Genomic DNA, 22,425 nt, shown 5'->3' on the forward strand with positions numbered 1-22,425 from the left:
GAATGAGGGTGGCAATCTCGCGTCTCGATCCTCCCCGGCACGGGGAGGGGGACCGCCGCAAAGCGGTGGTGGAGGGGGCGGGCCACCAACGCCGCGTTCAGATGCGCGCCCCCTCCGTCAGCACTTCGTGCTGCCACCTCCCCATGAATGGGGAGGAAAGACAATTCACCAATCCCCGGATGCGGCCATCCACAATCCCACCGCCGCCACTGCCGCCGTCTCCGCGCGCAGTATCCGCGGGCCCAGCGCAATGCCGACCGCTTGGGGCAACGCGCGGATCGCCTCGCGCTCCTCTGCATCGAAGCCGCCTTCAGGGCCGACTAGGATCGCTGCCGGACCGGAATGCGCGCGCATTGCCGCCAGCGCGTTCACGCCGCCGGTCTCGTCGGCAAAGAACAAGGCCCGCTCGCTCGGCCAGTCGCGCAGCAACGCTGCCAGCTTCACCGGCTCGGCCAGCTGAGGCAGCGCGGTGCGGCCGCATTGCTCGGCCGCCTCGATCGCATGCGCGCGCAGCCGGTCGAGGTTGAGGCGATCGACCACCGCGCGGCGGGTGAAGACGGGGATGATCCGATCGACGCCCAGCTCGCACGCCTTTTCGATCACCCAGTCGATCCGCGCCTTTTTGATGGGGGCGGCGCACAGCCACAGGTCGGGCACGGCTTCGCGCGGGCGCAGCAAATCGGTCACTTCGACATCCATCGCCCGTTTGCCGACGTCGCGCGCGACGGCGAGCCATTCGCCCGACACGTCGTCGAACAATTTGACCGGATCGCCGGACTTCATCCGCATCACCGAGCCGAGATAATGCGCGTGCGGGCCATCCAGCCGCAGCATCGCACCCGCGCTGAGCGGCGTGTCGACGAACAAACGCGGGGTCGATTGCGGCGGCCAAGCGGGGGTAGCGATCATCGCCCCCATCTGCCGCGCGCCCGCGCTCAAGTCGAGTGCTGGCGCGCCGCCGCATAGGCCGCACGCTCGCCATCGGTCAGCGAGAGCGCGACCACGCGGCCCTCGCGCGCCGATCGCGCCGCCGCCTCGATCACCGCCATCACCGCCAGCGCCTCTACAGGGGCGACGGGGTTGGGCGCCCGGCCAAGGATCGCGTCGCGCACGCCTGCGTAATAGCGCGTCTGGTCACCACGTTCGGCAGCTTCGTTCCGCGCCACGCCGTCGCCGTCGATCACCACCAGCGGGTCGTCATCGACGCCCCACGCATCACTGCCGGGCGCGACGCCGCTGAGCAGTTGCGCCTCTTGCTGGTCGATCCGCGCCTTGACCAGCGATCCGGCGTCGCCGTGGACGGTGAACCGGTTGCTGCCGCCAGCGACCAGCATCGATGCGTGTAGCACCGCGCGCACCTCGCCGAAATGCAAAACGACATGCGCCCAATCGTCGATCTGGCCGCCTGCACGCTGTACCGCGAGATCGCCGCTCACTGCGTCGGGAAGTCCGAACAGGCACAAAGCCTGATCGACCAGATGTGGGCCGAGATCGAACCAGATGCCGCCGCCTGCTACGGCCTTTTCGCGCCAGCGGTCGCGGACTTCCGGACGGAACCGGTCGAAATGCGATTCGAAATGCCTCGGCACCCCGATCCGACCTTCGCGGATTGCCCGCGTCACCGACAGGAAATCGCTGTCGTAGCGGCGGTTGTGGAACACGCTGAGCAGCAGGGCGCGTTTCTCGGCAAGCGCGATCAGTTCGCGCGCTTCGTCCAGCGTGACCGTGAACGGCTTGTCGATCACGACATGCTTGCCCGCGTTCAGCGCCGCCCGCGCGACCGGCGCGTGGGTTTCGTTGGGAGAAGCGATGACGACCAGGTCGATGTCGTCGGCGATCAGATCATGGGGCGCGGCATGGACGCGCGCATCGGGCAGGACCGTCGCGACCTTGGCTGCATCCGAGGATGCGACCGCGACGATCTGGAGCCCATCAACCGGACGGATCAGCGGGACGTGGAACGTCTGCGCGGCAAAGCCGAAACCGACAATCCCGATGCGAAGGGGGGCAGGGGGCATGCCTAATCTCCGAAATGGTCAATCTCCGTTCGTTTCGAGCGAAGTCGAGAAACGTGACCGAAGCGCGCGCGAGCGTTTCTCGACTTCGCTCGAAACGAACGGGGTGTGTGGGTCGGGGTTTAGGAGGCCCGGCGGAGGATTGCCAGAACGCCAAATCTGGCATTAATCCGCAAAAATCCCTGTCCTTGCCGCCCCCCGCTGTGGCAGCAGCACGCCCATGGAAATCGTCCCCGACACCGAACATCGCGGCCTGGTCGGTCGCCTGCCGCCGACGCTGCGCGCCTTCGCCCTGCTCGCGCGGTTCGATCGGCCGATCGGCTGGTGGCTGTTGTTCTGGCCTGGCGCCTGGGGAATCGCGCTGGCCGGTGGCGCGGTCGAGCGGTGGGATCTGATCGCTTGGTTTCTGCTCGGGGCGATCGCGATGCGCGGCGCGGGCTGCGTTTATAACGACATCGTCGACCGCGATCTCGACAAGCAGGTCGCACGCACCGCCAGCCGACCGCTGGCAAGCGGGGCGGTGTCTCTGAAGGCGGCGTGGGTGTGGCTGGTGTTCCTCTGCCTGATCGGGCTGGTCGTGCTGGTCCAGCTCAACATGATCGCCGGGGTCATCGCATTGGGCAGCCTGGCGCTGGTCGCCGCCTATCCGTTCATGAAGCGCATCACCTGGTGGCCGCAGGCGTGGCTGGGCCTCGTCTTTTCCTGGGCCGCGCCCACCGGCTGGGCGGCGGTGACCGGCTGGGCCGGGTGGGGAGAGGTGATCGTCCTTCCCATGATGCTGCTCTATGCGGGCTGCATCGCTTGGGTGATCGGGTATGACACCATCTATGCGCTGCAAGACCGCGAGGACGATGCGCTGGTCGGGGTGCGCTCCTCGGCAATTGCGTTGGGGGCGAAGGTGAAGCCGGGGGTCGCGGTGTTTTACCTCGCGGCGATCCTGTTTTGGGCAGGGGCGATCTGGAGCGTGCGGCCCGACTGGCTGGCGCTGCTGACGCTCGCCCCGACCGCGCTGCATCTCGGCTGGCAGGTCGCGACACTGGACGTGGACGATGGCGGCAATGCGCTTGGACGGTTCCGCTCGAACCGCGATCTCGGCTTCCTGATGTTCGCGGCGTGTTTCGTGGTGGCGACGGCTTAGAAGAAAGATGTTCACGCGAAGGCGCAAAGGCGCGAAGAGAAAAAGGTAAAAGGGGTTCGCGCAGAGGCGCAGATGACGCGCAGAGAGAGATTTGATCTTCGCGCGTTAGCGAACATTCGGCAAGCCGGTGACGATTCAATGCCGATGCGCGGCGGGAATGACATCTCGGCGTCTCCGCGCGAACCCGGATTTCCTTCGCGCCTTTGCGCCTTTGCGTGAACCAATTTTCGTCTTCCAGACCGACATGACTGGATCGCCGCCCCCCGGCTTCCTAAGTGGCAGCGATGCAGACAGTCGAACAGGCGCTCGATCGGGCGCAAGCGGCGGTGGACGCCGCGATGAAGGCCGGGGCCGATGCCGCCGATGCGCGCTTTTCGGACGGCGCGTCGCTTGGCGTGTCGGTGCGGCTGGGCAAGCTTGAGGATGTCGGCCGGTCGGAAGATGCCGACCTGTCCCTGCGGGTATTCGTCGGCCAGCGATCGGCGAGCATCAACACGTCCGACTTCTCCCCCGCGGCAATGGCCGATTCCGCCGCGCGTGCGGTGGCGATGGCGCGCGCCGCGCCCGAGGACAAATGGGCGGGCCTCGCCCCGGCCGAGCGCCTGATGAAGGGCGCAGCCCCCGACCTCGACCTTGACGATCATGCCGATCCCGATCCGCAGCATTTGCGCGATCTGGCGCTGGCGGCGGAAGATGCGGCGCGATCGGTCGCGGGCGTCACCAACAGCGAAGGCGGCGAGGCGTCCGCCCGGCGCGGCGTCTCTGCGCTTGCCACCAGTCATGGCTTTGCAGGCGCGACCTCGGCCAGCGGCTATTCGATTTCGGCTAGCGTGTTGGCGGGCACCGGCGACGCAATGCAGCGCGACTATGCCTGGCATTCGGCGCGGCATTTCGATGCGCTGGAGGATGCCGACGAGATTGGCCGCATCGCGGGCGAACGCGCGGTCGCGCGGCTGAACCCGGCGCGGGTGGCATCAGGCGCGATGCCCATCGTGTTCGACCCGCGCGTCGGCGGGCATTTGCTCGGCGCGCTGATTGGTGCGATTTCGGGCAGCCGGATTGCGCGCAAGACGAGCTTCCTTCAGGACATGCTCGGCAAGCAGATATTCGCGCGGGGGGTGTCGATCCACGACGATCCGCACCGCCCGCGCGGCCTCGGCTCGCGACCCTTTGATGGCGAGGGCCTGCCGGTATCGCCTACCGTGCTGGTCGATCACGGAATGCTCGAGACGTGGATGCTCGACAGCGCGTCGGCGCGGCAATTGGGGATGACGCCGACCGGCCATGCATCGGGCGGGGGTGGGACCACGGGATCGAACCTTTATATGGCGCCGGGTACGGAGCCGCCCGCGACGCTGATCGGCGGCGTCGACCACGGCGTCTATATCACCGGGCTGATCGGGCAGGGCGTCAATCCGGTGACCGGCGATTACAGCCGCGGCGCATCGGGTTTTCTGATCGAGGGCGGCGAATTGACGCGTCCAATTGCGGGGATCACGCTGGCGGGCAATCTGAAGGCGATGTTCCTGGAAATGACGCCCGCCAATGACCTGGCGTTCCGCTATGCGACCAATGTGCCGACGATCCGCGTGGACGGCATGACGGTGGCCGGTGATTGATCCAGGGCTCGCCCTGGCGGTCGGCGACATTGCACGCGAGGGTGGGCAGTTGGCGCTCGCCAAATTCCGGACCGAAGTCGAGAAGTGGGAGAAGTCGCCCAATAACTTCGTTTGCGAAGTCGATCTGGCGGTCAACGACCTGTTGCACCATCGGCTAAGCGCGCTGGTTCCCGACGCGGGCTGGCTGTCGGAAGAGACGGTCGATAACGAACGCCGCCTTGCGCATGAGCGGATCTGGGTGGTCGATCCGATCGACGGCACCCGCGACTATCTGCGCGGACGCGAGGGCTGGGCGGTGTCGATCGCGCTCGTCGAACGGGGAAAGCCCGTGATCGCGGTGCTCGATGCGCCCGCGCGCGACGAGCATTGGAGCGCGATTGCGGGGCAGGGGGCATGGCGCGGCGGCGTGGCGCTCAAGGCGAGCGCGCTTGTGACCCTTGCCGGTGCGCGCACGCCCGCGGACGCGCTACCGCGTTCGGATCGCGACATGGTGACGGTGTTCAAACCCAACTCGATCGCCTTGCGCATCGCGATGGTAGCGGCGGGCGAGGCCGATCTGCTCGCGACCATCCGATGGGGCAATGAATGGGACATCGCCGCCGCCGCGCTGATCGCGTGCGAAGCCGGCGCCGTGGTGTCGGACGCGTTGGGCAAGCCGCTGCGCTTCAACACCCCGCGCGGGCAGGCATTCGGGGTGCTGGCGACGGCGCCCGGCATACACGAGGCGGCGGTCATGCGGCTGCGGGATCGGGCGGTCGCGGCGTTGGGGCGGCGTTAAGCCCATCTCGTCACCCCGGACTTGTTCCGGGGTCCACTAAGCCGCTTGCGCAGCGCATCGATAGTGGCGGTTTGCCTGCCGCCCGGTGGACCCCGGAACAAGTCTGGGGTGACAACCGGGTTTTATGCCGGCCCACCAATCTCGTCATCGCCGCGATAGCGGATCTGCAGATACCGCCCGCGCGTCGCGAGCAGGTCCAGATCGCCCTGCGCCAGTTGCGCCGTCATCTGGCCGATCTCTTCCTCGATCAGCTTCAGTCCCTGCACCAGTTGCGCATCGGGGGTTACTCCGTGGCGATCGACGCGGCGCAGGGGTTCGGGCACGCGCTTATAGCCATTGATGAGTTCGGGCAGTTCCTCGCCCACCAGCTTGCGGATTTCGGCGGCCGCGGGCTCGCGCTCGTCGAGATTGGCGATCTGTAGCCCCAACGTGTCCAGCCGCACCCCGATCGAATCGATCAGATTGGCGGCGGGCGCGGGGAGCGCCGGGCGCTGACGCTCAAGCCAGCTTTCGGTCTGGCGCGGCAACGCCTTTAGCGGGGTTTCGTGGAATTTTTCGGGTTGGACCTCAGCCTCCACCGGAAAGATCGCGAAGAACAACGTCGCCGCGATCAGCGCCGCCATTACTGCCAGCGCGCCGAACATCCCCAGCGGCACGATCCAGCCGATGACGATCGCCGCGACGATGATCGCGGTGTCCGCGATCGCGATCCGCACGATGCGCTTGCCGATCTGTTGCTGGCGCCGCTTGCGCGATCGGTGCGCGCGCTCGCCGCTGCGCTCGCGCATCCGGTCGAGCGTCCCTTGCGCCCGCGCAATCGTCTGATCGACTTCGCTCATCACGGAACCTTACAGCGCCTCCAGCTTGAATGCATCGTTGGTGGCCGGCCCCGACACCCGGTTCTGCGACGCGCCCTCAGCACGCGCGATATAGCCGCGCGACTTCTCGACCTCGGACGACAGCGTGTTGACCGTGGTCTTCATGCTGTCGAGCGCCTTCAGCTTGAACGTGTCGATCGCATCCATCGTGTCATAGACATTCTGGAACGCGCGCTGCAGCGTCTCCACAGGAATGGTCGACGATGCCGCCTGCTCGTGGATCGTCGCCGTCTGCGTCTTGAGCAATTTGCCCGTCGAGTCGATCATGTTGGCGGTGGTGGTGTTGAGCGCGGTGATCTGTTCCAGCACCAGCTTCTGCGCGCCCAGCGCCTGCGCCACCGTCACTGCGGTGCGCAGCGCGCCGACCGTGGTGGTGGACGCGCGATCGACGCCTTTCACCAGCTCGACATTGTTCTTCTTGACCAGATCGAGCGCCAGATAGCCCTGCACGGTCACCGCCATCTGGGTCAGCAGATCCTGCGTCCGCTGGCGGGCATAGAATAGCGCAGTCTCACGGATCGCCTTGGCTTTTGCTGGGTCGCTGTGATCGAGCTCGGCGGCCTTGTCTTCCAGCCGCTGATCCATCGTCTTGGAGATGTGGATCATCTGTTCCAGCCGACCCATGGCGGCCCACAGATTCTGCCGCTCGACGTCGATCGCGGCATTATCCATCAGCAGCTCGTCCTTGCCGGATTGCAGCCGTTTCAGGATCGAGGCGATGTGGCCTTGCGCGGATTTATACCCGTCGAAATAATTACGCAGCTTGTTGCCGAACGGGATGATCCCGAACAGCTTCTTGGGCTGCATCAGATTGCCTTGCTTGCCGGGATCGAGATCCTCGATCGTGCGGCGCAGTTCGGCCAGGTCGGTGCCGACGCTCGAATCCTTGTCCATCGCCTTGACGGGTCGGTCGAGGAAGCGGTTCGACTGGCCCGCCGCGTCGCGGATTTCCTTTTGACCCATCGCCGTGATCTGATCGACGCGCTTGCCGAATTCGGGCGAGTTCACGTCCTGCGCGACCAGATCGGTGATGAAGCCGTCGACCTTTTCCTCAAGCTTCGACTTCTTCTCGGCATCGACGGGCACCAGCCCCATCGCTTTTTCCGCCGCGACGACGGGCACCGGCTCGGGCGCGTCGAGCTTGATGACGGGTTCTTCCGTTGCGGTCGTGGTGGTCGTCGCCATGCGTCTCAGCCCTTTTTGTCGAGCATTCTAGATGCAGAGGTTGGCGCGCGGGTTCAAGTGTGTCGTCAAAATAATACACCCGCACGCCTGTCTGCCACGGCCGGATGTCTCCGCGTTGCGGCTATTCACGCCCGCGCAGGGGTGGCATCCGGTTCAATTCGCGCCGTTTGTCGATGAACTGGTGCTTCAGCGCCGCGCCGACGTGGAGGATGATCATGGCATAAGTGATTTTGACCAGGATTTCGTGCGCTTCCTCGAACCCGTCATGCGCGGCGCGGGGCAGGCCGGGAATGATCGGCCAGTTGTCGATCCCGAAAAGCGTCATTGCCCCGGTTTCTGCCGCGCCGCTGCCCGTCGACAGATAGGCCCAGCCCGTCAGCGGCAGGCCGAGCAGCACGACATAGAAGAGCAGATGACTGATCCGCGCCGCCATGCGCTCCCATGCCGGCATCGCGTCGGGGAAGGGCGGCGGCGGATTCATCAGCCGCCACACGAGCCGCAGGATGCTGAGCGCCAGGATCGTGAAGCCCAGCGCCTTGTGCCAGTCGAACCACAGGGTTCTGCCCGGACCGCGATCCATGTCGCCAAAGGTCCAGCCGACATAGATTTGCGCGATGACCAGCGCGGCGATCAGCCAGTGCAGCGCAACGGCGACGTTATTGTATCGCAGTGCGATCGACCCAGACGGCTGGTTCATGTCGAAACTCCCAATCGCCATGACGTTAGCGCATTCACCGCCGAACGACACACATATCTCAAAGCTGGACGGCACGTGAGGCGTAGCGCCTCATGCCACGCCGTCCCCCCTTTCGCGTTCGCAGCAATTGCGCTATGCGCCCGCCCGAACACCTATTCCCGGGAAAATGTAATGAACCTTCGCAACGTGGCGATCATCGCCCACGTCGATCACGGCAAGACCACGCTCGTCGATCAGCTCTTTCGCCAATCGGGCACGTTCCGCGACAATCAGCGCGTCGAGGAACGCGCGATGGATTCGAACGACCTCGAAAAGGAACGCGGCATCACCATCCTTGCAAAGCCGACTTCGGTCGACTGGGCACCCGAGGGCGGCGAACCGGTTCGCATCAACATCGTCGATACCCCCGGTCACGCCGATTTCGGCGGTGAAGTGGAACGCATCTTGTCGATGGTCGATGGCGTGATCCTGCTGGTCGATTCGGCCGAAGGCGCGATGCCGCAGACCAAGTTCGTGACCGGCAAGGCGCTGGCGCTGGGCCTGCGTCCGATCGTGGTGGTCAACAAGGTCGACCGCTCCGACGCGCGCATTCAGGAAGTGTTGGACGAAGTGTTCGACCTGTTCGTCAGCCTCGAAGCCTCCGACGAACAGCTCGATTTCCCCGTGCTCTATGCCTCGGGTCGCAACGGCTATGCCTCGACCGACATGGATGCGCGCGAAGGCACGCTGATCCCGATGTTCGAGACGATCGTTAGCCACGTCCCGCCGCCAAAGCTGAATGAGGATGCGCCCTTCACCTTCCTGGTGACGCTGCTCGACCGCGACAACTTCCTGGGCCGCATCCTGACGGGTCGCGTCAATTCGGGCGTGGTGAAGCTCAACCAGCCGATCCACGCGCTCGATAATGACGGCAAGATCGTCGAAACCGGCCGTGCGTCGAAAATCCTGGCGTTCCGCGGACTAGAGCGTGTTCCGGTCGAGGAAGCGCGGGCGGGCGACATCATCTCGATGGCGGGCCTTGCGGTCGCAACCGTGTCGAACACCATCGCCGATACATCGGTCAGCGAGCCGCTGCACGCGCAGCCGATCGATCCGCCGACGCTGTCGATGCGCTTTGCCGTGAACGATTCGCCGATGGCGGGGCGTGAAGGGTCGAAGGTCACCAGCCGCATGATCCGCGACCGCCTGTTCCGCGAAGCCGAATCGAACGTCGCGATCAAGGTGACCGAAGCATCGGACCGCGACAGCTACGAAGTCGCAGGCCGCGGCGAGCTTCAGCTCGGCGTTCTGATCGAAACGATGCGCCGCGAAGGCTTCGAACTCGGCATCAGCCGCCCGCGCGTGCTGTTCGGCGAAGACGAGAACGGCAAGAAGACCGAGCCGTACGAAACCGTCATCATCGACGTGGACGAAGAACATTCGGGCACGGTCGTCGAAAAGATGAACCTGCGTAAGGCGGAAATGACCGACATGCGTCCGTCGGGTGGTGGCAAGACGCGCATCACGTTCAGCGCACCGTCGCGCGGGATGATCGGCTATCACGGCGAATTCCTGTCCGACACGCGCGGCACCGGGATCATGAACCGGCTGTTCGAGAAATACGGTCCGCACAAGGGCAATATCGATGGCCGCAAAAACGGCGTGCTGATCTCGAACGGCGCAGGCGAAGCGCAAGGCTATGCGCTGGGTCCGCTCGAGGAACGCGGCATCCTGTTCGTTGGGCATGGCGAAACGCTGTACGAAGGCATGATCATCGGTGAGAACGCCAAGACGGATGACCTGGAGGTCAATCCGATGAAGGCGAAGCAGCTGACCAACTTTCGCGCGAGCGGAGGCAAGGACGACGCGATCCGCCTGACCCCGCCCAAGAAGATGACGCTGGAACAGGCCATCGCCTATATCGACGACGACGAAATGGTCGAAGTCACGCCAAAGACGATCCGGCTGCGCAAACGCTTCCTCGATCCGAACGAGCGCAAGCGCGCGAGCCGCGCGAAGGCTGCGGCGTAAGGACGGGCGGCGACGCGGGCAGCAAAGCTGCCCGCACGCGCACTAGCCCGGCCCGGCCGGCGGGGCCAAAAGCCCCGACCGACGACGCGGCTTCGCCGCGGCGTGGAATGCTAAACGAGAAAAGAAACTCAGGGCTGCCGAGCAATCGGCGGCCCTTCTCCTTATGCGCATCACCGGACCACACACCCCGTCACCCCGGACTTGTTCCGGGGTCCACTAAGCCGCTCGCGCATCGTTCACACTTTAGCATTGCGTTTGGCCGCTAGGTGGACCCGAAACAAGTCCGCGGTGGCGGGGTGATCAAACCAGCGTCGGGTTTTCCAATCTCAGCAACAGCCGTTTCGCCTCGATCCCACCCGCAAAGCCCGTCAGCGAACCATTCGACCCGATCACCCTGTGGCAGGGGGCAATGATCGAGATCGGATTACGCCCGTTCGCCGCGCCCACTGCGCGCGATGCGGTCGGCTGGCCGATCTGGCGTGCAATTTCGCCGTAGCTTCTCGTCTCGCCGAATGGGATGGTCAGTAGCGCGGCCCACACGTGTTTCTGAAAATCGGTGCCCCGAAAATCGAGCGCTAGGTCGAACGCGGTGCGCTTGCCTGCGAAATACTCGCCGAGTTGCGCGGCAGCGGCGACCAATACCGGATGATCGTCGGCCTCGACCATCGCGCCCAGCCTCACCCGGTCGAAATCGTCATGCTCCCACAACACCGCGACCAGCCCCGCATCGCTCGCAACAAGCGTGAGTTCGCCCACTGGGGAGGGGATGTGAGTGCTGGATAGCGACATGGACCGAACTTTCGAATTTGGACACACCCCCTAATCCGTTCGGATTGAGCTTGTCGAAATGCTGTCGTTCTTGGCTGGGCAAGAAAGGACAGTGCTTCGACAGGCTCAGCACGAACGGGGGAGGGGTAGCGCATTGACTCAAATCGATGCGCCACGCATCCCGCCGCTTGCGCTCAACCTTTCGCCATTTCCATCAGCACCGCCCACTCCTCGTCGCGCACCGGCGTCACCGACAGCCGCGACTGGCGGACCATTTCCAGCTTTTCCAGCCGCTTCTCCGCCTTGATGTCGGACAGCGGCACCGGATTGGCGAGTTTCTCGCGCGGCTCCACCCGGACGCTGGCCCATTTGCCGTCCTCGCCATCGGGCTGCCACGCGCGGGTGATCTCCATTACGCCGACGGCAGCCTTTTCCTTGTTCGAATGGTAGAAGATCGACAGATCGCCCACTTTCATGTCCTTCAGGAAATTGCGCGCGGTATAGTTGCGCACCCCATCCCATTCGGTGCCCTTGTCCGCGACCAGATGGTCCCAGCCATAGACATCGGGTTCGGACCGCATCAGCCAATAGGCCATAGGTGAAATCTCCGTTGGAAAGCGCAACTCATCCGCTCCCCATATCCGTTTGTTTCGAGCGAAGTCGAGAAACGTCCACAAGCGTGCGAACCACGTTTCTCGACTACGCTCGAAACAAACGGGGGCGGGGCAAGAATATCCAACTGAACCCCAGCTAAACGCCCAATTCCGCAATCGTTCAGCCGCTGGCGCGTAATTTAACCCTCAAGCGCACGACTCGCGTCACGCGAAAGCTTTTGCGGCGCTGGATTAATGAGGAGGTTTGTCATGAACACCGTACTGACTAAGGTTGGGCTCGGCGTCGCACTCGCCGCCACGTCGCTCACCGTCGCGGCACCGGCCGAAGCGCAGCGTTATCGCCATTACGACCGTTACGACCGCGGCAGCGATGCCGGGACCGCCATCGTGGCGGGCATCGCCGGGCTGGCGATCGGCGCCGCCATCGCGTCGAGCAATAACGACCGTTATTATGACGATCGCCGCTATTACGACCGCGGCCCGCGCTACGATTACGCGCCCCGCTACAATTATTACCAGCCGCGCTACAATTACCGACAGCAGTGCCGCACCCAGCGCGTTTGGGATGGCTATGCCCGTCGCTATGTTCGCGTGCGTCACTGCCGATAAGCTCCCGGCAGGCTGGCACACGCCACTGACGGCGCGGTTCCCCAAACGGAGCCGCGCCGTTTTTCATGTCGGCTCTGGAAATCGCGCCCGATTTGCGTCAGAGGCGCTGGGATGAGCGATACTCCCCCCGACCGGCTGTCGATCAACCCGCGCAGCCCGCATTTCGACCAGTCCGCCCTCGAACGCGGCGTCGGCATCAACTTCAAAGGCGCAGAGCGTAACGACGTCGAGGAATATTCGATGTCCGAAGGCTGGATCTGCGTCGCGCTTGGCAAGAAAGTCGACCGCCACGGCCAGCCTCTGACCATCAAGCTGTCGGGCGAAACCAGCGCCTGGTACCGCGATGCCGAGGGTGGCGAAGACGCCGCTACCGAAGCCGCTACCGAAGAAGGCGAGCAGACGGACAAGTGACCGCGACGCCGCTCAGCTTCCAGCGCATGATCCTGACGCTCCATGATTATTGGAGCGAGCGGGGCTGCGTGATCCTCCAGCCTTATGACATGAGGATGGGCGCGGGTACTTTCCACCCCGCGACCACGCTTCGCGCACTGGGGCCGGAGCCCTGGAACGCGGCGTTCGTCCAGCCCTGTCGTCGTCCGACCGATGGCCGTTACGGTGAGAACCCGAACCGGCTCCAGCATTATTACCAGTATCAGGTGATATTGAAGCCGAGCCCGCCGGACCTGCAGGAACTCTATCTGGGGTCGCTGAGCGCGATCGGCATCGACACGACCGTCCACGACATCCGCTTTGTCGAGGACGATTGGGAATCGCCGACGCTTGGCGCTTGGGGCCTTGGCTGGGAAGTGTGGTGCGACGGGATGGAAGTCACCCAGTTCACCTATTTCCAGCAGATGGGCGGCTTCGACTGCAAACCCGTTGCGGGCGAACTGACCTACGGGCTCGAGCGCCTCGCCATGTACATCCAGAATGTCGACAGCGTGTACGACCTGGCGTTCAACGACGCCGGCGTGTCTTACGGTGACGTGTTCCTCGAGAACGAACGGCAGATGTCGAAATGGAATTTCGAGGTCGCCGACACCGACACGCTGTTCGATCAGTTCAAAAAGGCTGCCGCCGAGTGCGAGAACAGCCTCGCCAATGACGTGCCCCTGGCGGCGTATGAGCAAGCGATCGAGGCAAGCCACGTCTTCAACCTGCTCCAGGCCCGCGGCGTGATCTCCGTTGCCGAACGCCAGGCCTATATCGGCCGCGTCCGCGATCTGGCGAAGGCGTCTTGCGAGAAATGGATCGAAACGCAGACCCCAAAATGGCAGGCCGCGTTTCCCGGGTGGACGGCGTGATCGCGCTACAAAATCCTCCCCGGGACGGGGAGGGGGACCGCCGCGCAACGCGCGGGGGTGGAGGGGGTTCGCCCTCACTCCGCCGCCCCGAAATCTACGAAGCCCGCCGCGCGCGTCGCGAACTCAGCATTCCCGAAGCCCTGCTCTGGCAACGCCTGAAAGGCGCGCCGAATGGCATCCGCTTCCGCAAGCAACATCCTATCGGTGCTTACCGCGCCGATTTCTACTGCGCGGCAGCGCGACTGGTGATCGAGGTCGACGGCGTGGCGCACGATATGGGCGATCGCCCACAGCGAGATGCGGTTCGTAACGCGTCTCTAGAACAATCAGGATACCGGGTTTTGCGGATTTCGGCTGTGGACGTGCTTCTGGATATCGATGCCGTGGCAGACGCAATCGTGTCGAGTGCGGCGAGCCCCCTCCACCCCGCCTTCGGCGCGGTCCCCCTCCCCGTAAACGGGGAGGATTTTTGATGACCGACTTCCTCCTCGAACTACGCTCCGAAGAAATCCCCGCGCGGATGCAGGACAAGGCGCGCGCCGATCTCGAACGGCTGTTCGTCGAACAGATCGCAGCGGCGGGCCTCAAGGCCGAAGGCATCGTCACCTATGCGACCCCGCGCCGCCTCGCGTTGATCGCGAAGGGACTCCCGACCGCCACGCAAGCCGTCAGCGAAGAACTCAAAGGCCCGCCCGCCGACGCCCCCGATGCCGCGATCGACGGCTTCCTGCGCAAGGCGGGCCTGACTCGCGACGCGCTTGAGACCCGCGAGGTAAAGGGCCGCGCGACCCTGTTCGCGGTCATCGACAAGCCCGGTCGCGCGACCGCCGATGTGTTGGCGTCCGCGATCCCCGCGATCGTTCGCGGCTTTCCATGGCCCAAATCGATGCGTTGGGGCGCTCCGTCGCTCACCCCCGAAAGCCCGCGCTGGGTGCGCCCGTTGCAGGGCATCGTCGCGATCTTCGGCGAAGAGCTGGTGCCCTGCGAAATCGCGGGCGTGACCAGCGGCTATGCCACGGTCGGCCACCGCTTCCACCATCCGGGCGCGATCACCATCGGCGGCGCGCACGACTATGTCGAAAAGCTGCGCGCCTGCCACGTCATCGTCGATCAGGGCGAGCGGCGCGGGATCATCGCGCTCGGGGCCAAGATGGCCGCACAGGGGGCGGGGCTGTCGCTGATCGAGGACGACGGGCTGCTCAACGAAAATGCGGGGCTGACCGAATGGCCGGTGCCGCTGCTGGGCCGCTTCGACGCGGAATTTCTCAGCGTCCCGCCCGAGGTGATCCAGCTTACCGCGCGGGTGAACCAGAAATATTTCGTCTGCAACGACGCGGCAGGAACGCTCGCCAACGCCTTCATCTGCGTCGCGAATATCGATGCCGAGGATGGCGGCGACCGGATCGTCGAGGGCAACCGCAAGGTGCTTGCCGCACGGCTGAGCGATGCGCGCTTCTTCTACGACACCGATCTGAAGACCAGCCTCGAAGATCAGGTCGAGAAGTTGAAGAAGATCGTCTTCCACGAGAAACTCGGCACCGTTCATGACAAGGTCGAACGCGTTGCGAAGCTGGCAAGGTGGCTGGTCGAGGAAGAAATCATCAAGCCCCTCCCCTTCAGGGGAGGGGGCGGGGGTGGGGCCTCTCCACCAACGTCATCGCTTGAGGATAAGCCCCACCCCAACCCCTCCCCTGAAGGGGAGGGGCTCAGTAAAGCCCAACTCGCCACTATGGCCGAACGCGCCGCGCGTCTGGCAAAGGCCGATCTCGTCACCGGCATGGTCGGCGAATTCCCCGAACTCCAGGGCCTGATGGGCGGCTATTACGCCGCGGCGCAAGGGGAACCCCGCGAAGTGTGGGAAGCGGTCCGCGACCATTACAAGCCGGTCGGTCAGGGCGATGATGTGCCCACCGCACCGGTGACGGTCGCGGTGTCGCTGGCGGACAAGCTGGATACGATTGCGAGCTTTTTCTCAATCGGAGAACTGCCAACGGGCTCAAAAGACCCGTTTGCCTTGCGTCGAGCCGCTCTAGGGGTTGGCCGGATTATTCTTTCTAATGGTATCCGGCTAAATCTGGTTCCGGTTCTCGCGCACCGACTTGAGTTGAGCAATACGGACGCGCAAACCATTATCGAAAATGGAATTGTTGAAGCGACGTTGCCAGCGATGCGTCGGATAGCGACGCAGGCATCGTTGCTGCCGCTAGCAATTAATAACCTCGCCAAGAATTTAGCGAGCGGTGCTGAGAAAATTGAATCATCCATCCAGTCCTTGCCGGAACGGATGAGTGCGGCTGTTTCAACGATCAACCTTTCGCTTAACTTCTTCGCCGACCGTCTCAAAGTCCAGCAACGCGAAGCGGGCGTTCGGCACGACCTGATCGACGCGGTGTTCGCTTTGGGGGGCGAGGACGATCTCGTCCGCCTGCTCGCGCGTGTTCATGCGTTGCAGGCCTTTGTCGGCACCCCCGACGGCGCGAACCTGCTCGCCGGGTACAAGCGCGCGGCGAATATTTTGAAGAAGGAAGGCTACACACCCACCGTCACCCCGGCCGAAGTGCGGGGGTCCACCGACCCGCACGCGCAAACCCCGGAGGCACAGTGGACCCCGGAACAGGTCCGGGGTGACGATGTGGGTGGGGTGAGCGGCTCCGCACAGAAACCCCTTCCCTATACGCCCGAAACCGAGGAAGCTGCCCTCATCGCCGCACTCGACGCTGCCGAGCCCAAGGCCGCGGCAGCGATCGAAGCGGAGGATTTCGAAGGTGCGATGGCGGCACTCGCCAGCCTGCGTGCGCCGATCGATGCGTTCTTTGACAAGGTGACGGTCAACGACCCCGACGCGACCAAGCGCGAAGCGCGCCTCGCGCTCCTCGCCCGGATGCGCGCAGCGGTGCATCGGGTTGCGGATTTCTCGAAGATCGACGGATAGGGGGCTCGTCCTCGTTTGCTCCAAGCCCCCACACCCGTTTGTTTCGAGCGAAGTCGAGAAACACTTGGGCCAGCACCCAACACACGTTTCTCGACTTCGCTCGAAACGAACGGGGAGGGATATGGAATGGACAGGGCCAACCGGAAATCGGCCCCACTAGACCAACTTTCGACTAACCTTCCGCCCGATCTCGCACGAAGCAAAACTGGCACAGGCCAAACCCCCACACCCCTTTCCCCCCGTTCGCACCTGCGGTAGGGCGCATCGCAAAGGCCGGTGCCGCGCGCCGCGTGAGGGAAGGGGTTGCAATGACTCAATATGTGTACCGGTTCGGCGGCGACGTGTCGGACGGCGGGAAGGGCGACAAGAACCTGCTCGGCGGCAAGGGCGCGAACCTCGACGGCATGGCATCGATCGGCTTGCCGGTGCCCCCCGGCTTCACCATCTCGACCGAGATGTGCACCCGCTATTACGAGGAAGGCGAAACCTTTCCCGACAGCGTCCGCGCCGAAGTCGCCAACGGCATCGCCCATATCGAGGGGATCACGGGCAAGAAATTCGGTGACCCGTCCGACCCGCTACTCGTCTCCGTGCGGAGCGGCGCGCGCGTCTCGATGCCCGGCATGATGGACACCGTCCTCAACCTCGGCCTCAACGACGATACCGTTGCGGGGCTCGCGGCGAAATCGGGCGACGATCGCTTCGCCTGGGACAGCTATCGCCGCTTCATCCAGATGTATTCGGACGTCGTGCTCGGCCTCGACCATGATCGGTTCGAGGAAGCGTTGGAGGTCGCCAAGGAAGATCGCGGCTTTCACCTCGACACCGAACTCAGCGCTACCGACCTTCAGGCGCTGGTCGCCGAATACAAGGCGCTGGTGGACGAGATGTGGGGAAAGCCCTTTCCGCAGGATGTCCATGATCAGCTCTGGGGCGCGACGGCTGCCGTCTTCGGATCGTGGCAGTCCGAACGCGCCAAAGTCTATCGCCGCCTGAATTCGATTCCCGGCCATTGGGGCACCGCGGTCAATATCCAGGCGATGGTGTTCGGCAATATGGGCGATACATCGGCCACCGGCGTTGCTTTTACCCGCGATCCGTCGAAGGGCGACCGCGCCTATTACGGCGAATTCCTGATCAACGCGCAAGGCGAAGACGTGGTCGCGGGCATCCGCACCCCGCAATATCTGACCAAGGCGGCGCGCGAAGCGGCAGGGGCCAAGCCGTTGTCGATGGAAGAGGCGATGCCCGAGGTCTATGGCGAGCTCGCCAAGGTCTTCGACACGCTCGAGACGCATTACCGCGACATGCAGGACATCGAGTTCACCGTCGAGCGCGGCAAATTGTGGATGCTCCAGACGCGGAGCGGCAAGCGCACCGCCAAGGCCGCGCTCAAGATGGCGGTCGATATGGCAAACGAAGGGCTGATCTCCGAGGAGGAAGCGGTTGCTCGCGTCGATGCCGCCGCGCTTGACCAGTTGCTCCACCCGACGCTCGACCCGTCGGCGACCCGCGACGTGCTGACCAAGGGGCTTCCCGCATCGCCCGGCGCAGCGTCCGGCAAGGTGGTGTTCGATGCCGATGCGGCGGAGAAGGCGGCGGCGAACGGCGAGGACGTGATCCTCGTTCGCGTCGAAACCAGCCCCGAAGACATTCACGGCATGCACGCGGCCAAGGGCATCCTGACCGCGCGCGGCGGCATGACCAGCCACGCGGCGGTCGTCGCGCGCGGCATGGGCCGCCCCTGCGTCTCGGGGGCGGGCACGCTGTCGATCAAGGCGGCCGAAGGCGTGATGCGCGTGGGGCAACGCGAGGTGCGCGCAGGCGACATCGTCACCATCGATGGCTCCACCGGCGAAGTCATGGTCGGCGCTGTGCCCACCGTGCAGCCCGAACTTGCGGGCGATTTCGGCGTGCTGATGGAATGGGCCGACAAGGTCCGCCGCCTGCGCGTCCGCACCAATGCGGAAACGCCCAATGACTGCCGCACCGCGCGTGAATTCGGCGCGGAGGGGATTGGCCTCTGCCGCACCGAGCACATGTTCTTCGACAGCGCGCGGATCACCTCGGTCCGCCAGATGATTCTGGCAGAGGACGAAGCCGGTCGCCGCGCTGCACTCGACAAATTGCTGCCCGAACAGCGCAAGGACTTTACCGAGATTTTCGAGGTGATGGCGGGCCTGCCCTGCACGATCCGCCTGCTCGATCCGCCGCTGCACGAATTCCTGCCGCATGAGGACGCGGAATTCGCCGAAGTCGCGAAAGCGACCAGTGTCGAGGTCGAAACGCTCAAGCGCCGGGCTGCCGAACTCCATGAATTCAACCCGATGCTCGGCCATCGCGGGTGTCGGTTGGGTGTCACCTATCCCGAAATCTACGAGATGCAGGCACGCGCGATTTTCGAGGCGGCGTGCGATGTCGCGGCGTCATCGGGCGAAGCGCCGATCCCCGAAGTCATGATCCCGCTGGTCGCGACCAAGCGCGAACTCGAACTGATGAAGGCGGTTGTCGACAAGGCCGCTAAGGACGTTTTCGCCGAGAAGGGCCGCACCATCGAATATCTGGTCGGCACGATGATCGAACTGCCGCGCGCGGCGCTCAGGGCAGGGGACATTGCCGAGGCGGCGGAATTCTTCTCCTTCGGCACCAACGACCTCACCCAGACCGCGCTTGGCGTCAGCCGCGACGACGCCGCGCGCTTCCTGCAAATATATGTCGAAAAGGGCATTTACGACCGCGACCCGTTCGTCTCGATCGACGTCGAGGGCGTCGGCGAGCTGATCTCGATCGCCGCCGAACGTGGTCGGGCGACCCGGCCCGACATCAAGCTGGGCATCTGTGGCGAACATGGCGGCGACCCGTCGTCGATCGACTTCTGCGAAAGCGTAGGATTGGATTACATTTCGGCGTCGCCGTACCGCGTGCCGATCGCGCGCTTGGCGGCGGCGCAGGCGGCGTTGAAGGCGCGCAACGGGTAAGCTGCCCCCAATACCGTCACCCCAGCGAAAGCTGGGGCATCAGGCGTCGTGCGATACGGCCTGATATGCCAGCTTGCGCTGGCATGACGGATTTTTGGGCGACCCTTAAGCCCGCGCGATCCCGTGGTCGCGGTCGTGGTTTTCCATCATCAACCGCGCCTGTTCGCGCCATTGCTGCTGGTCGATCCGGTCGCGTCCGAAGCCTAATTTGTCCTCAAGCGCGTGCGCTTCGGCGTCGCTCAACGATGCGATCTGTTCGAAGCTCTTGAAGCCATCGGCGACCAGCGCCTTTTCGGTCGCCTCATCGACGCCGTTGATGCGGGAGAGATTATCGCGGTCCCAGCCGAAAAAGCCTCGGATACCGCCGCCGCTACGCGTACCCGTCGCCGCCGTTCCCGCCGCAACTCCGGTCGCACCCGCCACTGCCGCGGTCGTCGCGGTGCCGTGCGGCCTGCTGCGATCCAGTTCGCGGGTCAGCCGGGCATTCTCCGCCTCCAGCTCCTTCACGCGCGCATCGCGTTCGGCGAACACGCCTTCGCGTTCTTTCATGACGGCGGCGTGCGTGGCCTGTTCGTCGCGATATTTCTGCTTCCACTTCTTGCCGCCTGGATGGCTGGCAAGCCCGAAGAACCAGCCCGCGATCAGCGCGAGCGCCAGGACCGCGAACTGCGTCGGCGTTTCGAACAACATGTGATTTCCTCCCGAAGGTTACGGGAGTTCAACGACCGATATGCGCCTCGCGTTCCGTGATCGGTCGAAGCGTGGCGGCGACCTGCAATTGCAGCATCGCCACACGCACCCGCCGTTCGGTCGAAGCGGATACCAGCGGCACCGCGATGAGACGATGCGCGCTCATTTGATCAGCGAGTCGCTGATGTCGCAGGCTGCCGGACCCAGGATGACGATGAACAGCACCGGCAGGATGAAGCAGATCAGCGGGATGGTCATGATCGCGGGCAAACGCGCGGCCTTTTCCTCCGCACGCATCATGCGGTCGTTGCGGAATTCCGCCGACAGCACGCGCAACGCCGACGCCAGGGGAGTACCGTATTTTTCGGTCTGGATCATCGTGGTCACCACGCCCTTCACCGCATCCAGGTCGATCCGGGTCGCAAGGTTTTCGAAGGCTTGGCGACGATCGGTCAGGAAGCCCAGTTCGATCGCGGTCAGCGAAAATTCCTCGCCCAGTTCGGGATAGGCGCGACCCAGTTCCTTCGCCACGCGGTGGAATGCCGCGTCGACGGTCAGACCGGCCTCGGCGCAGATGACGAGCAGATCGAGTGCGTCGGGCAAGCCCTTGCGGATCGCGTCGCTGCGCTTGCTGATCTTGTTCTTCAACCAGATATCGGGCGCTTTGTAGGAGAAGATGAACCCGGCTGCGACCGCCCCGTATTTCTTGAGCGGACCCCAATGCGCGAAACTGTCGGTGCCGTACACCCAATACAGAATCGGCAGGCCGATCACGATCGGCAGGACCAGGCGACCGAAGATGACTGCGGGTGCCCATTCCTTTTGCCGGATACCGGCCTGCATCAGCTTGACCTGTGCCGCCTTTACCTGCTCGTCCTGAAGCACCTTCATCGACGACAACATTCCGCGGATGCGGTCGGCGGTGGCGTGCTTTTGAACCAGCTTCGCGCGCCGTTTGCTGGTCGATGCGGTGATGCCCGCCTTCAACTGCTCGCGGCGATCGTTGAGCGCCTTGACGCGCTTGGCCATCGGATCGCGCACGCTGAGCGCGGCATAGATGGCGAACATCACTGCCATTGCGGCGATGCCCGACAGGACCGTGCCGACCCAGATGACGTCGAAGCCGAGGATGGTGGGGGCGGTTTGCATGGTTTCGATACCCCCTTAAATCTCGAAGCTGACCATTTTGGCCATGATGAAGGCACCCAGCGACATCCAGATTATCCCGCCGATCCCTGCGACCATCAGTCGTTCGTCGGTGAAGAATTTGGCCATATAGGGCTGGTTGATCATCCAGATCATGCCGAAGACGATGAACGGCAGCGCTCCGACGATATAGGCCGATGCCTTGGATTCGGACGACATCGCGCGAATTTTGAGCTTCATCTGACCGCGCTTGCGCAGCACGTCCGCAAGGTTCGCCAGCGTCTCTGCCAGGTTGCCGCCGGTTTCGCGCTGGATCGCGATTGTGATGACGAAGAACTGGAATTCGGGCGTACCCAGGCGCTCGGCGGTTTCCTGCAATGCCTGGTCTAGCGTCTTGCCGATCTTCATCTTGTCGGACACCGAACGGAACTCCTCACCGACCGGTCCGTCGACTTCGGCTCCGACGACGCTCATCGTCTCGGTGATCGGAAGACCCGATCGCAGGCCGCGGACGAGGAGTTCGATCGCATCTGGAAATTTCGAGGTGAACTTGCCGACGCGCCGCTTGATCATAAAGCTGACGACCTTGTGCGGTACGCCTGCGCCCATGAAGAGCCCGAACAGCACCGCGAACAGGAACGGCATTCCCTGAATCATCATGAATATGGCCACGAAGGCAAAGATGCCGACCGTGGCAATCCCGTAACGTCCGACGGTCCAGTTTTCCTTGCCCGTCATCGCCAGGCGTTTCTTGAGCTGGGCGGGATTGGGCAGGAACCGGGTCGCAGCCAAATCCATGCGCGTCGCGCGGCCGGCCGATACCTTGCGGATCTGCGCTTCCATCGACGCGGTGCTTGCAGCCCCCGAATGGCGGACGCGGACATCGACCAGCCGTCGCGAACTGGCCTTTGCAGCGGACGGCCTCGAAAAGGCGAGCAGAACGAGCACCAGCATCAGCGATGCGCCGCCTGCCAAGATGATCATCGGCATCAATGTCACGCCGTTCCTGCCTTCCTACATCATACGGAGCCGGTGATTGGCCCGTTGCGGCTCGCCCTCGCCCA

The 22,425-nt window shown here is 64.1% G+C and carries 21 protein-coding genes; 10 read left to right on the forward strand and 11 right to left on the reverse strand.

The features are described from left to right. Positions 1-165: 165 nt before the first annotated feature. Positions 166-909, reverse strand: coding sequence for a 16S rRNA (uracil(1498)-N(3))-methyltransferase (locus ENHY17A_RS09705; protein ID WP_159712257.1), 744 nt, complete (start codon positions 907-909; stop codon positions 166-168). Between the two features lie 26 nt (positions 910-935). Further along, on the reverse strand, positions 936-2,018 hold the full coding sequence (locus ENHY17A_RS09710; protein WP_159712259.1) for an oxidoreductase: 1,083 nt from the start codon (positions 2,016-2,018) through the stop codon (positions 936-938). Between the two features lie 217 nt (positions 2,019-2,235). On the opposite strand from ENHY17A_RS09710, the gene ubiA reads away from it, so the two are divergent. From ubiA to ENHY17A_RS09725, 3 genes are all read left to right on the forward strand, one after another. Beyond that, positions 2,236-3,153, forward strand: coding sequence for a 4-hydroxybenzoate octaprenyltransferase (gene ubiA, locus ENHY17A_RS09715; protein WP_159712261.1), 918 nt, complete (start codon positions 2,236-2,238; stop codon positions 3,151-3,153). A 284-nt stretch (positions 3,154-3,437) separates the two neighbouring features. After that, positions 3,438-4,772 (forward strand): TldD/PmbA family protein, encoded by a 1,335-nt coding sequence (locus ENHY17A_RS09720; protein WP_159712263.1) that lies wholly within the window; start codon positions 3,438-3,440, stop codon positions 4,770-4,772. Beyond that, on the forward strand, positions 4,765-5,550 hold the full coding sequence (locus ENHY17A_RS09725) for a 3'(2'),5'-bisphosphate nucleotidase CysQ (protein WP_159712265.1): 786 nt from the start codon (positions 4,765-4,767) through the stop codon (positions 5,548-5,550). Before ENHY17A_RS09720 ends, ENHY17A_RS09725 begins: the two co-directional genes overlap by 8 nt. 122 nt (positions 5,551-5,672) lie before the next feature. Here ENHY17A_RS09725 and ENHY17A_RS09730 read toward each other — a convergent pair whose 3' ends face one another. From ENHY17A_RS09730 to ENHY17A_RS09740, 3 genes are all read right to left on the reverse strand, one after another. After that, complete coding sequence (locus ENHY17A_RS09730; protein WP_159712267.1) at positions 5,673-6,389, reverse strand: hypothetical protein; 717 nt, start codon at positions 6,387-6,389, stop codon at positions 5,673-5,675. Between the two features lie 9 nt (positions 6,390-6,398). Beyond that, on the reverse strand, positions 6,399-7,613 hold the full coding sequence (locus ENHY17A_RS09735) for a toxic anion resistance protein (RefSeq protein WP_159712269.1): 1,215 nt from the start codon (positions 7,611-7,613) through the stop codon (positions 6,399-6,401). A gap of 121 nt (positions 7,614-7,734) precedes the next feature. Continuing rightward, on the reverse strand, positions 7,735-8,310 hold the full coding sequence (locus ENHY17A_RS09740) for a cytochrome b (protein ID WP_159712271.1): 576 nt from the start codon (positions 8,308-8,310) through the stop codon (positions 7,735-7,737). Between the two features lie 171 nt (positions 8,311-8,481). On the opposite strand from ENHY17A_RS09740, the gene typA reads away from it, so the two are divergent. Beyond that, positions 8,482-10,320 (forward strand): translational GTPase TypA, encoded by a 1,839-nt coding sequence (typA, locus tag ENHY17A_RS09745; protein WP_159712273.1) that lies wholly within the window; start codon positions 8,482-8,484, stop codon positions 10,318-10,320. 300 nt (positions 10,321-10,620) lie between these two features. Here the strand turns inward: typA and ENHY17A_RS09750 are convergent, their stop codons facing one another. Both ENHY17A_RS09750 and ENHY17A_RS09755 read right to left on the reverse strand, forming a co-directional pair. After that, complete coding sequence (locus tag ENHY17A_RS09750) at positions 10,621-11,109, reverse strand: methylated-DNA--[protein]-cysteine S-methyltransferase (RefSeq protein ID WP_159712275.1); 489 nt, start codon at positions 11,107-11,109, stop codon at positions 10,621-10,623. 173 nt (positions 11,110-11,282) lie between these two features. Next, on the reverse strand, positions 11,283-11,684 hold the full coding sequence (locus ENHY17A_RS09755; protein ID WP_159712277.1) for an EVE domain-containing protein: 402 nt from the start codon (positions 11,682-11,684) through the stop codon (positions 11,283-11,285). Positions 11,685-11,951: 267 nt separating this feature from the next. Between ENHY17A_RS09755 and ENHY17A_RS09760 the strand changes: the two genes are divergently transcribed. The 6 genes from ENHY17A_RS09760 to ppdK all read left to right on the forward strand — a co-directional run bounded on the left by ENHY17A_RS09760 (position 11,952) and on the right by ppdK (position 19,525). Then, the gene (locus ENHY17A_RS09760) at positions 11,952-12,311 is read left to right on the forward strand and encodes a hypothetical protein (protein WP_159712279.1); all 360 of its coding nucleotides are present in this window, start codon (positions 11,952-11,954) and stop codon (positions 12,309-12,311) included. A 111-nt stretch (positions 12,312-12,422) separates the two neighbouring features. Continuing rightward, the gene (locus ENHY17A_RS09765; RefSeq protein WP_159712281.1) at positions 12,423-12,722 is read left to right on the forward strand and encodes a DUF3297 family protein; all 300 of its coding nucleotides are present in this window, start codon (positions 12,423-12,425) and stop codon (positions 12,720-12,722) included. A 26-nt stretch (positions 12,723-12,748) separates the two neighbouring features. After that, complete coding sequence (locus ENHY17A_RS09770) at positions 12,749-13,615, forward strand: glycine--tRNA ligase subunit alpha (protein WP_159714433.1); 867 nt, start codon at positions 12,749-12,751, stop codon at positions 13,613-13,615. After that, the gene (locus ENHY17A_RS09775; protein ID WP_159712283.1) at positions 13,582-14,088 is read left to right on the forward strand and encodes an endonuclease domain-containing protein; all 507 of its coding nucleotides are present in this window, start codon (positions 13,582-13,584) and stop codon (positions 14,086-14,088) included. Before ENHY17A_RS09770 ends, ENHY17A_RS09775 begins: the two co-directional genes overlap by 34 nt. Continuing rightward, the gene (gene glyS, locus ENHY17A_RS09780; RefSeq protein WP_159712285.1) at positions 14,088-16,547 is read left to right on the forward strand and encodes a glycine--tRNA ligase subunit beta; all 2,460 of its coding nucleotides are present in this window, start codon (positions 14,088-14,090) and stop codon (positions 16,545-16,547) included. The genes ENHY17A_RS09775 and glyS overlap by 1 nt, the downstream gene beginning before the upstream one ends. A 308-nt stretch (positions 16,548-16,855) precedes the next feature. Then, positions 16,856-19,525: a pyruvate, phosphate dikinase gene (gene ppdK / locus ENHY17A_RS09785; protein ID WP_159712287.1), complete on the forward strand. Its 2,670-nt coding sequence runs from the start codon at positions 16,856-16,858 to the stop codon at positions 19,523-19,525. 105 nt (positions 19,526-19,630) lie between these two features. Here the strand turns inward: ppdK and ENHY17A_RS09790 are convergent, their stop codons facing one another. Genes ENHY17A_RS09790 through ENHY17A_RS09805 form a run of 4 tightly spaced genes read right to left on the reverse strand, consistent with a single transcriptional unit; the run spans position 19,631 to position 22,360 of the window. Beyond that, a complete protein-coding gene (locus tag ENHY17A_RS09790) occupies positions 19,631-20,215 on the reverse strand; it encodes a hypothetical protein (protein ID WP_159712289.1) in 585 nt (194 codons plus the stop codon). 28 nt (positions 20,216-20,243) lie between these two features. Continuing rightward, a complete protein-coding gene (locus ENHY17A_RS09795) occupies positions 20,244-20,381 on the reverse strand; it encodes a hypothetical protein (protein WP_159712291.1) in 138 nt (45 codons plus the stop codon). Then, a complete protein-coding gene (locus ENHY17A_RS09800; RefSeq protein ID WP_159712293.1) occupies positions 20,378-21,364 on the reverse strand; it encodes a type II secretion system F family protein in 987 nt (328 codons plus the stop codon). The genes ENHY17A_RS09795 and ENHY17A_RS09800 overlap by 4 nt, the downstream gene beginning before the upstream one ends. 15 nt (positions 21,365-21,379) lie before the next feature. Beyond that, a complete protein-coding gene (locus tag ENHY17A_RS09805) occupies positions 21,380-22,360 on the reverse strand; it encodes a type II secretion system F family protein (RefSeq protein ID WP_159712295.1) in 981 nt (326 codons plus the stop codon). Between the last annotated feature and the right edge of the window lie 65 nt (positions 22,361-22,425).

This window comes from Sphingomonas sp. AX6 (assembly GCF_902506605.1).
GTDB lineage: Bacteria > Pseudomonadota > Alphaproteobacteria > Sphingomonadales > Sphingomonadaceae > Sphingomonas.

Bases quoted from the DNA above. Each gene is read 5' to 3' on its own strand.
- ENHY17A_RS09705 (WP_159712257.1), bottom strand. From the start codon at position 909: ATGATCGCTACCCCCGCTTGGCCGCCGCAATCGACCCCGCGTTTGTTC.
- ENHY17A_RS09710 (WP_159712259.1), bottom strand. From the start codon at position 2,018: ATGCCCCCTGCCCCCCTTCGCATCGGGATTGTCGGTTTCGGCTTTGCC.
- ubiA (WP_159712261.1), top strand. From the start codon at position 2,236: ATGGAAATCGTCCCCGACACCGAACATCGCGGCCTGGTCGGTCGCCTG.
- ENHY17A_RS09720 (WP_159712263.1), top strand. From the start codon at position 3,438: ATGCAGACAGTCGAACAGGCGCTCGATCGGGCGCAAGCGGCGGTGGAC.
- ENHY17A_RS09730 (WP_159712267.1), bottom strand. From the start codon at position 6,389: ATGAGCGAAGTCGATCAGACGATTGCGCGGGCGCAAGGGACGCTCGAC.
- ENHY17A_RS09735 (WP_159712269.1), bottom strand. From the start codon at position 7,613: ATGGCGACGACCACCACGACCGCAACGGAAGAACCCGTCATCAAGCTC.
- ENHY17A_RS09740 (WP_159712271.1), bottom strand. From the start codon at position 8,310: ATGAACCAGCCGTCTGGGTCGATCGCACTGCGATACAATAACGTCGCC.
- typA (WP_159712273.1), top strand. From the start codon at position 8,482: ATGAACCTTCGCAACGTGGCGATCATCGCCCACGTCGATCACGGCAAG.
- ENHY17A_RS09750 (WP_159712275.1), bottom strand. From the start codon at position 11,109: ATGTCGCTATCCAGCACTCACATCCCCTCCCCAGTGGGCGAACTCACG.
- ENHY17A_RS09755 (WP_159712277.1), bottom strand. From the start codon at position 11,684: ATGGCCTATTGGCTGATGCGGTCCGAACCCGATGTCTATGGCTGGGAC.
- ENHY17A_RS09760 (WP_159712279.1), top strand. From the start codon at position 11,952: ATGAACACCGTACTGACTAAGGTTGGGCTCGGCGTCGCACTCGCCGCC.
- ENHY17A_RS09765 (WP_159712281.1), top strand. From the start codon at position 12,423: ATGAGCGATACTCCCCCCGACCGGCTGTCGATCAACCCGCGCAGCCCG.
- ENHY17A_RS09770 (WP_159714433.1), top strand. From the start codon at position 12,749: ATGATCCTGACGCTCCATGATTATTGGAGCGAGCGGGGCTGCGTGATC.
- ENHY17A_RS09775 (WP_159712283.1), top strand. From the start codon at position 13,582: ATGGCAGGCCGCGTTTCCCGGGTGGACGGCGTGATCGCGCTACAAAAT.
- glyS (WP_159712285.1), top strand. From the start codon at position 14,088: ATGACCGACTTCCTCCTCGAACTACGCTCCGAAGAAATCCCCGCGCGG.
- ppdK (WP_159712287.1), top strand. From the start codon at position 16,856: ATGACTCAATATGTGTACCGGTTCGGCGGCGACGTGTCGGACGGCGGG.
- ENHY17A_RS09790 (WP_159712289.1), bottom strand. From the start codon at position 20,215: ATGTTGTTCGAAACGCCGACGCAGTTCGCGGTCCTGGCGCTCGCGCTG.
- ENHY17A_RS09795 (WP_159712291.1), bottom strand. From the start codon at position 20,381: ATGAGCGCGCATCGTCTCATCGCGGTGCCGCTGGTATCCGCTTCGACC.
- ENHY17A_RS09800 (WP_159712293.1), bottom strand. From the start codon at position 21,364: ATGCAAACCGCCCCCACCATCCTCGGCTTCGACGTCATCTGGGTCGGC.